We start from the raw sequence: 12,234 nt of genomic DNA, 5'->3' as shown, positions 1-12,234 counted from the left end.
CTGTGGTGGATGTGGGTTCGGGGGCGGGGTTGCCGGGTGTGCCGTTGGCGATTGCGCGTCCGGATGTGCGGGTGACGTTGGTGGAGCCGCTTCTTCGCCGTTCGGTGTATCTGCAGGAGTTCGTGGATTCGGTGGGGCTGTCGAACGTCACCGTGGTCCGGGGGCGGGCGGAACAGGAAGGCGTGGTGAAGGAGGTCGGCGGCGCGGACGTGGTGACGTCGCGGGCGGTGGCGCCGCTGGAGAAGCTGGCGCGGTGGTCGCTGCCGTTGGTGCGGGTGGGTGGCCGGATGCTGGCGTTGAAGGGTTCGAGTGCGGCGGAGGAGATTTCCCGTGACCGCGCGGTGCTGGCCAGGCTGGGAGCAGGGAAACTCGAGGTCGTGGAGTGCGGCGGCGACGTGTTGCCGGTGCCGACGATCGTGGTGAGCGCCGAACGCGTTGCGCACCACCGTCATCGCGGCCAGCGCCGCTGACTCGAACCACTCCCCTCCCCCACCGCAGGTTCGGTCAGGGCGCGATCAGCCGCCCACGAACGGCGCGACGAACACGCACGGCACGGGCCTCGGATGCTCTGGATCCAGGGCGTTGAGCACGTGGCCGGCCGTGACGCGGGATGCCAAGAGCGCGATATGGTCCGAGTAGTCCTGCGAACACGCGTCCTGCACCACGATGTTCGTCGCGTTGGGGCCCTCCACGTAGCCGCTGGTGTACGGCCAGATCCCTTCGTCATAGCGGGTCATGATGTTGGTGTAGGTGACTTCAGGTGCGTACAGGCCACCCTCGTGCAGTTTCGCGATGAACTGCGAGGCGGGCAGGAACTGGACACACGCCTGGCAGAACGGCAGCACACCACGGGCGTCGTCGGTGCCGAGGCCGAGAATCATTGCGCCACCGTCGGGTCCGGTGAGTGCACTACCGTTCCACGCCGGACCGAGTGAGATGTACTTGTCGACCTTGGCTGCGCCGCCGAGGTATTTGACGTAGTAGTTGGGCACCACCGATCCCTGCGAGACACCCAGAATGTCCACCCGTGCCGCGCCGGTCGCCGCGAGCACCTCGTCCACGAAGGCGCCGATCTGGGCCGCGCTGTCCTCCGCGCGGATCATTCCCCCGATCGCGCTGATCGGGTACGGCTGATCGGCGTAGTTCCCGAAAGTCGGCGCGAAGACGCAGTACCCCTCGTTGGCGAGCAGCGGGGCGAAAGTGGTCCAGTTGTTGAGTCGATTGCCGGCAGTGCCGTGCACGAGCACCACGGGGTTCGGGTGTTCCGCGGTGGGCTTGCAGGACCAGTCGTTGGAGCCGGCGGCGGAGCCGCCGGGGTTGGTGAACTCGTCCTGCACGAAGAGGTAGTACGGCACCGGGTACGGCTCCCGGGCACTCGCCGATGCCGGCGCCAGGCCGACGGTGACGACCGATGCGACGAGCGCGAGTGCGGTGGTGACCGCGATCCGCCACCGACTCTGTTTCGGAGTGATTCCCATAGCGTCTACCCCCTCGAATGGCCCCTGTTTGACCGGAACGCTACGGGCCGGCGCGCTCGGCGGGGTCGATTCGGGGAATCGGACCGCACCAAGCATGAATCTTGTTGTGCGACAAGGATGAGGCCGATTCGGCGCACCAGACGAATCGACTGCGTTGCGTGTCCGCTGCCGAGTGTCCGGCCATTTCGTCACTGTGACAGTTGATTGGCGCCGACGTCGACGCGGTGATGTCCGGGGTGGCAAGCGACTCGACCATGCGGGTGTCGCGGCGGCGGCGGTGGCGCACCGGAGCGGGTGAGGCGCGTCAGCGCGGTGACTGTTTCACGTGAATCATCGCGGGAGACGCCTCCCCTCCCCCACCCTGGTTGTTGCCGGCCGCTGACGCTCGGCGCGACGAACATTCACGGCACCGGTCGTGGATGCGCCGGAACGAGCGCGTCGGGAACGCGACGGGCGGTGACCCCGGAACCGATGAGCGCGCGATGGTCCGAGTGGTCCTGCGAGCACTGATCCGGCACGACGATGTCGGTGGCGCCCGGGCCTTCGACGCGGCCGCTTGCCGGGGACACGCACTCGGCCACCTTCGCCGTTGCCCGAGGTGCTTCACGAAGGAGTTTGGGAATCCTGCGTGCCGTCGAGGTGGTCCACGCGTGGGACGTCGGTCGCCGCCGAGCCTCTGATCGACGACGGCCCGATTGGGCGGCGCCGTCCTCGGCGCGGGCCATACCTCCGATCGTGCCGCTGGGTACGGCTGGTCGGCATCGTTGCCATCGGTGGGTTGCGAGATGCAAGGCCTCCGTTCGCGAGTGCCGCGGCGACCGCGATCGGTCTCCGGGGCGTCTTTCGAGTGACTGCGGTCAGATTTGCCCCTCGAATGACCTCGCTTCGACCGGTTCGTCCTCCTCCGTCGGGCAGTTTCGGTGATCCACACGTGTTTCACGTGAATCACGTTGCGCGACAATAGAATCACTGTTTCGGGCAACCTGCATCCAGGGCCCACGTCGGCCGCCCACCCCGAGGTACCAGGCCATTTCGTCACTGTGACAGGACGTTCGGCGCGAGGGTCGTTTCAGCCCTCTTCGGCGAGGCTTTCGGCGCGCCGCGCACGGTTCTCGGGTCGGCGGAGCCGTGCCGAAGTCGCCGACGCGGGACGGTGCGACGACAGTTTCACGTGAAACAGCGTGCGCACCACCGTCCGGATCGTCGAGCGTCCGCCGCTCCGGGACGCGCACCGATTCGGGGTTCCACGTGAAACGGGAGGCGCCCGCCCCCGTGCCGTTCACTGTGAAACATCGCGGGCGACCCTCCCCTCCCCCACCGGGTGGGCACCGTCGGACCGAAACCCTTGCCCGAGTTTGTTGTGCCGTGGCGGGTTGGGGAGGATGTTTCACGTGGAACTCGTTGATGAGCAGTGGGATGTTGTCGGTGCGGTGGCTCGGGTGTTCGGTGAGCGGGCGTCGTTGGCGGAGGCGTATCACGCGTCGTTGGCGTCGGATGGTGTGGTGCGGGGGTTGATCGGTCCGCGGGAGGTGCCGCGGTTGTGGACGCGGCATGTGCTCAATTGTGGGGTGTTGGGTGAGTTGGTGGGGGCGGGTGAGTCTGTGGTGGATGTGGGTTCGGGGGCGGGGTTGCCGGGTGTGCCGTTGGCGATTGCGCGTCCGGATGTGCGGGTGACGTTGGTGGAGCCGCTTCTTCGCCGTTCGGTGTATCTGCAGGAGGTCGTCGACTCCCTCGGGCTCGACAACGTGACGGTCCTGCGCGGGAGAGCCGAGGACCCGGGTGTCGTCAAGGAGGCCGGTGGCGCGGACGTGGTGACGTCGCGGGCGGTGGCGCCGCTGGAGAAGCTGGCGCGGTGGTCGCTGCCGTTGGTGCGGGTGGGTGGCCGGATGCTGGCGTTGAAGGGTTCGAGTGCGGCGGAGGAGATTTCCCGCGATCGCGCTTCCCTTGCGCGACTCGGGGCTGGCAAGCTGGACGTCGTCGAGTGTGGTGGCGAAGCATTGCCGGTGCCGACGATCGTGGTGCGCGCGGAGCGTGTCGCCCAACACGGTCGCCGGCACCGCTGAGTTGCGAGCTTTCGAGGGCTCGAGGGTCGAGAATTACCCCATGAGTGGTCATCAAGTGAAGGAGCAGTAGATGTCGGCTGGATCGGAGTCCGCCGTTTCACGTGAAACGGTTTCACGTGAAACCGCAACCTCGCCCGACGCCGCGAACGGCGGTAGCGGCGACGGCTATGCCCGCTCCCCCTATTCCGGGATCTCCCTCGCGGACACACCGATCGGGGCGGCCGCGCAGCGGGCAAGCCAGGTGCTGCACCCGGGCTCGGTCAGCCTCCCGAGGCCGTCCGAGCGCCGCGTCTTCACGATCGCGAACCAGAAGGGCGGCGTCGGTAAGACGACGTCGACGGTGAACCTCGCGTCCGCCCTGGCGATCCAGGGACTCACCGTCCTGGTCGTCGACCTCGACCCGCAGGGCAACGCGAGCACCGCGCTCGGCGTCCCGCACACGTCCGGGACGCCGTCGAGCTACGAGCTGCTCATCGGTGAGGTGACGGCGAAGGAGGCGATCCAGCAGAGCCCGCACAACGAGCGACTGTTCTGCATCCCCGCGACGATCGACCTGGCCGGCGCCGAGATCGAACTCGTCTCGATGGTGGCCCGCGAGAATCGGCTCAAGAACGCGCTGTCCGAGAAGGCCCTCGCGGACATCGACGTCGACTTCATCCTCATCGACTGCCCGCCGTCCCTCGGCCTGTTGACGGTCAATGCGATGGTGGCCGCGAAGGAGGTGCTGATCCCGATCCAGTGCGAGTACTACGCGCTCGAGGGCGTCGGGCAGTTGCTCCGCAACATCGAACTCGTCCAGGCACACCTCAACCCCGACCTGCACGTGTCGACCGTGCTACTGACGATGTACGACGCGCGCACCAAGCTGGCCGACCAGGTCGCCGAGGAGGTGCGCAAGCACTTCGGTGACGTGGTGCTGCGGGCGGTCATCCCGCGCAGCGTCAAGGTGTCGGAGGCGCCCGGCTACGGGATGACGGTCCTCGACTACGACCCGGGATCGCGGGGGGCGATGAGCTATCTCGACGCCGGCCGCGAACTCGCGGCGCGCGGCATGTCCACCAACACTCAGGAGCAGTGAGATGGCGCAGACACGCAAGGGTGGCCTCGGACGCGGGCTCGCCGCACTGATCCCCACCGGTCCCGCCGGCGGTGGCCCCGGGCTCGGGACCGCGGCGGCAGACGTCATCATCGGCACCTCCGCACCGGCCGTCGACACGGCAGCCGTCGACACCGAGGCGAAGACCGCGACGCCGGCGAAGGCGTCGAAGCCCGCCAAGAAGGCGCCCGCGAAGGCCGCGGCCAAGACCACGACGAAGGCGGCGCAGTCCGAGGACGCGGTGGCCACCGCACCCACACCGACGCCCGCGGTCCGCACCGACGGGGAGCCCCTCTCCCCCACCGGTGCGGTGTACCACGAGATCCCGCCGCTGCAGATCCAGCCCAACCCGAAGCAGCCGCGCAGCGTCTTCGACGAGGAGGCGCTCGGCGAGCTGGTGCACTCGATCCGCGAGTTCGGCCTCATGCAGCCGATCGTGGTCCGCCGGATCGGGCCCGAGCAGTACCAGCTCGTCATGGGTGAGCGTCGGTGGCGGGCCAGCCAGCTCGCCGGGCTCGAGACGATCCCCGCGATCGTCCGCGAGACCACCGACGATTCGATGCTCCGCGACGCGCTGCTGGAGAACATCCACCGGGTGCAGCTCAACCCGCTCGAAGAGGCGGCCGCATACCAGCAGCTGCTCGAGGAGTTCGAGGTCACCCACGAGGAGCTGGCGTCCCGGATCGGACGGTCGCGTCCCGTCGTGACGAACATGATCCGACTCCTCAAACTCCCGATCCCGGTGCAGCGCCGGGTCGCGGCGGGCGTCCTGTCTGCCGGGCACGCGCGGGCACTGCTGTCGCTCGAGGCCGGCGCCGACGCGCAGGAGGTGCTCGCCGCACGCATCGTCGCGGAGGGCATGTCGGTCCGCGCCACCGAGGAAGCGGTCATGCTCGCCAACCGCGAGGGCCCCTCCCCTACCCCACCGGTGAAGCGCAAGCCGATCCAGATGCCGGGTCTGCAGGACGTCGCGGAGCGGCTGTCGAATTCGTTCGACACCCGCGTGACGGTGAGCCTCGGCAAGCGGAAGGGCAAGATCACCGTCGAGTTCGGTTCGGTGGACGACCTCGAGCGGATCGTGAAGATGATGGAGCAGCAGGCGGGCAACTGACGCCGACACGGACGACACCGGACACCCACGGCCAATCCGTCACAGTGACGTAACAGGTCGGGACCGCGGGGTCGCATCCGGACACGGTGCTGTCGCGTCCGGGCCGCCGGACGGGCATACGGCGGGAATGTCACCGCCGCGCCGACGACGGAGCTATCCCCTATTCTGGAGGGGATAGTTCCGTCGAGGCGGGTGAATCTCCCCGAGTGGTCTGGAGGCTGGGGGCATGGAGGCTGGCGTACACGGTGTCGACTAGCGTCACGTCTCTCACCCTGGACGGTCTCGACAAACTGTCCTCACATGCCCGGCGATGCGTCTTCTGGGAGATCGACCCCGCCGCGGTCCGCGCCGCGCGCCAATCCGGCAACTTCTACGACCCCGAGTTCGAGAAGGAAGCGTGGCTCTCGATGGTCATGCTCGAATGGGGCTCCTGCGGTCAGGTGGCCCTCGTGGACGACAAGCCGGCCGGGTGCGCGCTGTACGCGCCGCCGAGCATGGTCCCGCGCGCCGATCTGTTCCCCACCTCCCCCGTCAGCGCCGACGCGGTGCTGCTGACCACGATGCGGCTCGAACCGATCGGCGACGAACACGGTCTGGGAGCGACACTGATCCAGGCCGCGGTCGGCGACCTCGTCCGCCGCGGTGTGCGGGCGCTCGAGGCGTTCGGCATCCGGGGTGAATCGCCCAGCGACGTCCCGACCGCGACCGCGGCCCTGGAGTGTTCCCCGCAGGAGTGCATGATCAGCGCGGATTTCCTCGAGGACGTCGGCTTCGAGGTGGTCGCACCGCACCACCGGTTCCCCCGGCTGCGCCTCGAACTCGATCGCGACCACCTGTGGAAGGCGGACGTCGAGGCGGCCCTGGACCGCCTCCTGGAGGTCGCGGCCCTGTCGATGCTCGACATCGGTGAGAAAAGCCCCGTAGCGGCCTGCTAGGGGGCTTTACGGGCGTCTCGGGGACGGCCTGAGGTGTGGCGGGACGCCGGGTCAGCGCGCCTGCGGTGCGCTCGACAGCTCCTCGGCGAGCAGCTCCGCGAACGTGAACGTGCCCGTCGGGGCGTCGTCCTGCCCCAGCAGATACAGGCGCTTGACGGCGATGAGGACGGCCTCGGCGATCGTGTCCCGCGACCGCGGATCCGTGAGCACCGCGATATCGGATCGGTTTGTGAGATAACCGATGTCGACCTGAACGGTAGGCATCTTGGTGAGCCGCAACAGTTCCCACGTGCGACCGTGAGTCCTGCAGTCCCGCAACGGAGTTCGTGCAACGATCTCGCGCTGGATGAAACCGGTGAGGATCTGCCCGATCATCGACGTGGAACCGTGCGAGTTGCCGAAGTGGAAGCTCGCCACACCGCTCGCCGCCGGACTGGCGTGGCTGTCGCAGCGCAGCGCGATCATCAGGTCCGCGTCGAACCCGTTGGACGTCTCGGCGCGCTCGGCCTCGCTGGGATTGGCGTGCTGAGGCCGGGACAGGAACGTCTCCATCCCGGTCGCGGCCATCCGGCCCTCGAGCCGGCTCGCGAGATCCCACAGGATGTCGGCCTCGCTCATCGGGCCGTTCGGGGTCTGCACGATCAGACCGGTGTCGGCGCCGCCCAGTCCGGGATCGATGACGATCCGCTTGCCGCTCAGCTGCGGGCCGGAGCGGCGGACCAGCTCCTCCTCGCTGATCGCGTGCGGCGAACCGCCGGAGACGCGGGTGCCGAGCAGTTCCAGCGACCGCAGCGTCGCCGGGCCACAGATGCCGTCGGCGGCGATGCCGATCTCACGCTGGAACGAGCTGAGCGCCTCGTGCGTCTGCGGACCGAAGTAGCCGTCGACGCGTCCGACGTAGAAGCCGAGATCCTGCAGGCGCGTCTGCAGCGCCGCGACGTCGTCGCCGTACAGCGGTGCGGACAACTGGTAGATGAGGGTGCGGGCACCGAGCCGGTACGACGCCTCCTTGAGGGAGCGGTACGTCGCCGGGCCCACGATGCCGTCGACGAGCAGCCCACGCTGCTGCTGGAACGCCCGGACGGCGGAGTCGAGGTGATGGTCGAACATCGCGTCGGGGGACACCCAGTGCGAGCCGTTGACGGCCTCGCGGTGCGTCTCGGCCACCCCGTTGTGGAGGAAGCCCAGGCCGGTCAAAGTACCCCGAATCTCGGCGACGGCGGGGCCGTGATCGCCGTGACGGAGTAGCTGCATGCTCGCGGGCCTTTCGTTGCGCGGACGTTTGTCGATTCTCTCAGACGACGCTCGGCCCCGGAAATCTGCTCAGGCCACAGTGTGACAAGGGTCTGGTCACACTGTGGCCCGGCAAAGGGTCCAACGGGTCGAACGGGACGCGTCAGAGGACGTCGGCGAGATCCTTGAGCAGGGCGGCCTTGCCCTTGGCGCCGACGATCGTCTTCACGGCCTTGCCGCCCTGGAACAGGATCATCGTGGGGATCGACATGACCTGGAAGTCGCGGGCCGCGCCCGGGTTCTGGTCGATGTCGAGCTTCGCGACCGTGAGCTTGTCGCTGTGCTCGCCGGCGATCTCCTCGAGGACCGGAGCCACCATCTTGCACGGGCCGCACCAGGTGGCCCAGAAGTCGACCAGCACGGGCTTCTCGGAGTCGAGAACCTCCTGCTTGAACGAGTCGTCGTTGATCGTGATGGTGTTCGCCACAGAATCCTCCTGGGATCTGATCCGGTTCGGTTGAGGGTGGGGCAGGTCAGGCGTCGACGGCGACGGGCTCGCCCGCGGCGGCGAGGGTGTTCTCGGTGATGTCACCCTGGTCGGCCAGCCAGCGCTCGGCGTCGATCGCGGCGGCACAGCCGGTGCCGGCCGCGGTGATGGCCTGACGGTAGGTGTGGTCGACCAGGTCGCCGGCCGCGAAGACACCCTCGGTGGAGGTGGCGGTGGTCGGCGACTGCACCTGGACGTAGCCGGCGGCGTCGACGTCGACCTGGCCCTTGACGAGCTCGCTGCGCGGGTCGTGGCCGATGGCGACGAACATGCCGGTGACGTCGAGCGTGGACTGCTCGCCGGTGACGGTGTCGCGAACCACCAGGCCGGTGACGCTGTTCTCGCCCAGCACCTCGACCGGCTCGGCGTTGGTGACGAAGCGGATCTTCTCGTTCGCCTTGGCGCGCTCGAGCATGATCCGGGACGCGCGGAACTCCTCGCGGCGGTGCACGAGGGTGACGCTGCGGGCGAACTTGGTCAGGAAGGTGGCCTCCTCCATCGCGGAGTCGCCGCCGCCGACCACGACGATGTCCTGGTCGCGGAAGAAGAAGCCGTCGCAGGTGGCGCAGGCGCTGACGCCGCGGCCGAGGAGCTTCTCCTCCCCCGGGATACCGAGGTAGCGGGCAGCGGCACCCATCGCGAGGATGACGGCGCGCGCGTAGTACGTCTCACCGTTCGCGACGACCTTCTTGATCGGGCCGTCCAGCTCGATCTCCTCGACGTCCTCGGTGCGGATGTCCGCGCCGAAACGCTTGGCCTGCTCGCGCATCTCGTCCATGAGATCCGGGCCCATGATGCCCTCGCGGAAGCCGGGGAAGTTCTCCACCTCGGTGGTGGTCATCAGCGAGCCGCCGAACTGGGTGCCCTCGAAGAGCAGGGGCTCGAGCTCCGCACGGGCGGCGTAGACGCCGGCCGTGTATCCGGCGGGTCCGGAGCCGACGATGATGAGGTCACGGACCGTGGTCGGAGTAGTCATGCGGGCCTTTCCTGTCTGTCCTGCGCTGCGATCGGTTCACGTGCTCACACGGACGGCGCCGGGGAACGGCGTGGCTCGCGGAGTCGGTCAGGTCAACAACAGATTAGTGGGTGTTGTTCCCTCCGGGGGTGCGCCGCCACGGGGCCCCGGTGTCGAACGTTTCACGTGGAACCACACGTGTGGACCGCGTCATAGCCGCGGACGGTGTTCAGTCGGCCCCGTGGGTGAGGCCGACGACGTACGGCCGGACCAGGTCGGCGGCGGTGCGCCGGACGTGCTCGACGTCCGCGCCGCGCTCGACCTGCCGGGTCGCGGCGTGCAGCACCGCATTGATCAGCTCGGACATGGCCGCGACGTCGTCGGCGCCCAGCTCGCGCAGCGCGTCGGACAGCGGGGTGTAGAGCTCGTCGTGCATCGCGCGGCTCTTGGCGTCGATCTCGGGGCCGGGCGCGAGCTGTGTGAGGGCGGTCGCGATCGCGTGCTCGCCCTCCGCGACGAGGGTCAGGTTGGCATCGATGTACGCCAGGACCCGGCGGTCGGGGCTGCCGGCGTCGGCCATCGCTTCGGCGACCCGGGCGGACCACCGCGGGAAGGCGTCCTCGATGAGCGCCTCGAGCAGGTGCTGACGGGACTTGAAGTACTGGTACATGCTCGACCGCGCGAGCCCTGCCCGGGCGGCCACCTCACCGAACGACGGGACGTCGGTAGCGCCCTCGGCGAGCACCGCGCGGGCCGCGTCGAGGAGGGCACGTTGCTGGGCGGCTCGATGCTCACCGACGGTGGGTGCATTGATCCGCGGCACGTGCCCTCCTCTTCGCTGTCGCTGTTCCCGGCTACCGGGGCGTGAGCCGGCCGTCCGTCATCTCGACGACGCGGTCGCAATAGTCGAGGACATCGTAGTCATGGGTCACCATGACGGTCCCGACCTTCGATTCCCGGGTCTCGCGCGCCAGCAGCTGGACGATCTCGTGGCTGCGGGCCCGGTCCAGGGCCGCGGTGGGCTCGTCGACGAGCAGCAGCGACGGCGTCGACACCAGCGCGCGGGCGATGCCGACCCGCTGCCGCTCGCCGCCGGAGAGCTGATCGGGACGCCGGTCGGCCTTGTGGCCCAGGCCCACCTGCTCGAGCAGCGTGAGCGGGTCACGGAAGGTGCGGCCCTTGGTGTTGCCGAGGTGCGAGACCAGGCGCAGCTGGTCGGCGGCGGTGAGCGACGGGATCAGGTTGCCGCTCTGGAACACGAAGCCGATCTGCTCGAGCCGGAACTTCGCCGCCTCGGCCTTCTTCATCGTCAGCAGGTCGCGGCCGCCGACGCGGACGGTGCCCGAGTCGGGGGTGGTGAGCGCGCCGGCGACGGCCAGCAGGCTCGACTTGCCCGACCCCGACGGTCCGACGACGGCCACCATCTCGCCGGGGCGGACGGTCAGGCTCACGCCGTCCAGCGCGGTGACGGTCTGCTCGCCGTCGCCGAGGCGCAGGTTGGCGTCGACGATCTCGAGGGCAGCGGTGTCGACGCGGGTGTCCGACGCGGTGGTCATTGCGGACTCCTTCCGGGCGTTCATCGCTGGCCTCCCAGCGCGTTCAGCGGGTTGACCGAGGCGATCCGGACGATCGCGATCGCGGCACCGACCAGGCCGAGGACCATCAGCAGGACGGCGGCGACGGCCACCGCGCCGGGCTCGAGCAGGAACGGCACTCCCCCACCGATCAGCGATCCGAAGCCGTAGCCGACCCCGGCGCCGACGGCGACCGAACCGAGCAGCAGGATGAACGCCTGCGCCAGGCCGTCGCGCAGCAGGTAGCCGGTGGAGGCCCCCATCGCCCGCATGACGGCGATCTCGTGCTTGCGCTGGATCGTCCAGACGGTGAAGAACGCGCCGACGACGAGCGCGGAGATCGCGTACAGGAACACCTTGATGAGGTTGAGCGTCATGGTCTCGGCGCTGTAGCCGGGCGACGACGCGAACGAGTCCTCGAGCGCGACGGTCGACGTCTTCGCGGCGGCGTCACCGGCCGCGTAGTCGAGCTTCGCACCGGGCTCGGCCTTCAGTGCGACCGCGGTGGCCTCCGTCATCGACTGGGCCGGGACGGGCTCGCCGGGGCGGACACCGGAATGCAACTGGCGCCACATCTCGATCGGCAGGTACGCGACGTCGACGTGGCCGAACGTCTGCTTGCCCTCGGTGATGCCGACGATCTTCAGTTCGGTGCCGAGACGGTCGATCGTGATGGTGTCGCCGAGTGCGACGCCCTCGTCGAGCGCGCTCTTGCTCACGACGATGCCGTTCGGGTCGCCCAGCCCGGTGCCCTGCGCCGCGGTCGGCGCGAGGAACGAGTCGGCCGGGACGCCGAACAGCGCGAGGTCGACCGGGACGTCCTTGTCGTTGTGGGCGTTGACGAGCATGTTGCCGAACGGCGCGGCCTCTTCGACGCCGGGCTGTGCGGCCCACGCCTCGACCTGCTCGTCGGTGACGACGCTGCGCGAGAACGCGGAGTCGGTCTTGGTGCCCTCGTTGAAGGCGAAGCCGTCGACGGGCGTGGCCTCGAGGCCGGAGACGCCGTCCTCGACGAGGCCGGAGGACAGGCCGGACAGCAGCACCATCAGCACGGAAATGAGCGCGATGACACCACCCATCAGGCCGAATCTGGAACGCGCGAACCGTAGCTCCCGCAGGGCGAGGAACATTCTCGAACTCCTGGTCGGTGTGGGGTGTGATGACAACCGCCCGCAATGCTCGACGAATCGACATCTTCCCGACGGCCTGTCGACAAATATACCAACGCCGTGTCGGGAAAAG

13 protein-coding genes are annotated in these 12,234 nt (G+C 68.8%); 5 read left to right on the top strand and 8 right to left on the bottom strand.

The window, feature by feature from the left end; genetic code table 11:
- Window positions 1–470 (top strand): 16S rRNA (guanine(527)-N(7))-methyltransferase RsmG (rsmG, locus tag LCL87_RS08675; protein ID WP_225018681.1); only part of this gene is annotated, 470 nt, incomplete at its 5' end.
- Between the two features lie 45 nt (window positions 471–515).
- On the opposite strand, the gene LCL87_RS08670 is transcribed toward rsmG (LCL87_RS08675), so the two are convergent.
- Both LCL87_RS08670 and LCL87_RS08665 read right to left on the bottom strand, forming a co-directional pair.
- A complete protein-coding gene (locus LCL87_RS08670; RefSeq protein WP_225018680.1) occupies window positions 516–1,478 on the bottom strand; it encodes an alpha/beta fold hydrolase in 963 nt (320 codons plus the stop codon).
- A 401-nt stretch (window positions 1,479–1,879) separates the two neighbouring features.
- Window positions 1,880–2,047, bottom strand: coding sequence for a hypothetical protein (locus tag LCL87_RS08665; RefSeq protein ID WP_225018678.1), 168 nt, complete (start codon window positions 2,045–2,047; stop codon window positions 1,880–1,882).
- An 813-nt stretch (window positions 2,048–2,860) separates the two neighbouring features.
- On the opposite strand from LCL87_RS08665, the gene rsmG (LCL87_RS08660) reads away from it, so the two are divergent.
- The 4 genes from rsmG (LCL87_RS08660) (at window position 2,861) to LCL87_RS08645 (ending at window position 6,683) form a co-directional block, all read left to right on the top strand.
- Window positions 2,861–3,541 (top strand): 16S rRNA (guanine(527)-N(7))-methyltransferase RsmG, encoded by a 681-nt coding sequence (gene rsmG, locus LCL87_RS08660; protein ID WP_225018676.1) that lies wholly within the window; start codon window positions 2,861–2,863, stop codon window positions 3,539–3,541.
- A 70-nt stretch (window positions 3,542–3,611) separates the two neighbouring features.
- On the top strand, window positions 3,612–4,619 hold the full coding sequence (locus LCL87_RS08655; protein ID WP_225018672.1) for a ParA family protein: 1,008 nt from the start codon (window positions 3,612–3,614) through the stop codon (window positions 4,617–4,619).
- A 1-nt stretch (window position 4,620) separates the two neighbouring features.
- Window positions 4,621–5,748, top strand: coding sequence for a ParB/RepB/Spo0J family partition protein (locus tag LCL87_RS08650; RefSeq protein ID WP_225018670.1), 1,128 nt, complete (start codon window positions 4,621–4,623; stop codon window positions 5,746–5,748).
- A gap of 245 nt (window positions 5,749–5,993) precedes the next feature.
- Window positions 5,994–6,683 (top strand): GNAT family N-acetyltransferase, encoded by a 690-nt coding sequence (locus LCL87_RS08645; protein ID WP_225018669.1) that lies wholly within the window; start codon window positions 5,994–5,996, stop codon window positions 6,681–6,683.
- 51 nt (window positions 6,684–6,734) lie between these two features.
- Here the strand turns inward: LCL87_RS08645 and LCL87_RS08640 are convergent, their stop codons facing one another.
- The 6 genes from LCL87_RS08640 to LCL87_RS08615 form a co-directional block, all read right to left on the bottom strand.
- Window positions 6,735–7,937 (bottom strand): N-acetylmuramoyl-L-alanine amidase, encoded by a 1,203-nt coding sequence (locus LCL87_RS08640; RefSeq protein ID WP_225018667.1) that lies wholly within the window; start codon window positions 7,935–7,937, stop codon window positions 6,735–6,737.
- A gap of 142 nt (window positions 7,938–8,079) precedes the next feature.
- The gene (trxA, locus tag LCL87_RS08635) at window positions 8,080–8,403 is read right to left on the bottom strand and encodes a thioredoxin (RefSeq protein WP_225018665.1); all 324 of its coding nucleotides are present in this window, start codon (window positions 8,401–8,403) and stop codon (window positions 8,080–8,082) included.
- 46 nt (window positions 8,404–8,449) lie between these two features.
- The gene (trxB, locus tag LCL87_RS08630; protein ID WP_225018663.1) at window positions 8,450–9,439 is read right to left on the bottom strand and encodes a thioredoxin-disulfide reductase; all 990 of its coding nucleotides are present in this window, start codon (window positions 9,437–9,439) and stop codon (window positions 8,450–8,452) included.
- A gap of 208 nt (window positions 9,440–9,647) precedes the next feature.
- Window positions 9,648–10,241, bottom strand: a complete 594-nt coding sequence (locus tag LCL87_RS08625) for a TetR/AcrR family transcriptional regulator (RefSeq protein ID WP_225018661.1) — start codon at window positions 10,239–10,241, stop codon at window positions 9,648–9,650.
- A 31-nt stretch (window positions 10,242–10,272) separates the two neighbouring features.
- Entirely contained in the window at window positions 10,273–10,974 is a 702-nt protein-coding gene (locus tag LCL87_RS08620; RefSeq protein ID WP_225018659.1) for an ABC transporter ATP-binding protein, read from the bottom strand.
- 20 nt (window positions 10,975–10,994) lie between these two features.
- Window positions 10,995–12,122 carry an ABC transporter permease gene (locus LCL87_RS08615; RefSeq protein WP_225018657.1) on the bottom strand — a complete coding sequence of 376 codons (1,128 nt, stop codon included), beginning with the start codon at window positions 12,120–12,122 and terminating at the stop codon, window positions 10,995–10,997.
- Window positions 12,123–12,234: the final 112 nt, after the last annotated feature.

This window comes from Prescottella equi, from assembly GCF_020171745.1.
GTDB classification, from domain to species: Bacteria; Actinomycetota; Actinomycetes; order Mycobacteriales; family Mycobacteriaceae; genus Prescottella; species Prescottella equi_A.
Note: the sequence above shows the minus strand (reverse complement) of the source record. Positions and strands in the feature narration are given on the sequence as shown.

Excerpts from the sequence above, each read along its gene's own strand:
- LCL87_RS08620 (WP_225018659.1), bottom strand. The coding sequence starts at position 10,974 with ATGACCACCGCGTCGGACACCCGCGTCGACACCGCTGCCCTCGAGATC.
- LCL87_RS08640 (WP_225018667.1), bottom strand. The coding sequence starts at position 7,937 with ATGCAGCTACTCCGTCACGGCGATCACGGCCCCGCCGTCGCCGAGATT.
- trxB (WP_225018663.1), bottom strand. The coding sequence starts at position 9,439 with ATGACTACTCCGACCACGGTCCGTGACCTCATCATCGTCGGCTCCGGA.
- LCL87_RS08650 (WP_225018670.1), top strand. The coding sequence starts at position 4,621 with ATGGCGCAGACACGCAAGGGTGGCCTCGGACGCGGGCTCGCCGCACTG.
- LCL87_RS08615 (WP_225018657.1), bottom strand. The coding sequence starts at position 12,122 with ATGTTCCTCGCCCTGCGGGAGCTACGGTTCGCGCGTTCCAGATTCGGC.
- rsmG (WP_225018676.1), top strand. The coding sequence starts at position 2,861 with ATGTTTCACGTGGAACTCGTTGATGAGCAGTGGGATGTTGTCGGTGCG.
- LCL87_RS08670 (WP_225018680.1), bottom strand. The coding sequence starts at position 1,478 with ATGGGAATCACTCCGAAACAGAGTCGGTGGCGGATCGCGGTCACCACC.
- LCL87_RS08655 (WP_225018672.1), top strand. The coding sequence starts at position 3,612 with ATGTCGGCTGGATCGGAGTCCGCCGTTTCACGTGAAACGGTTTCACGT.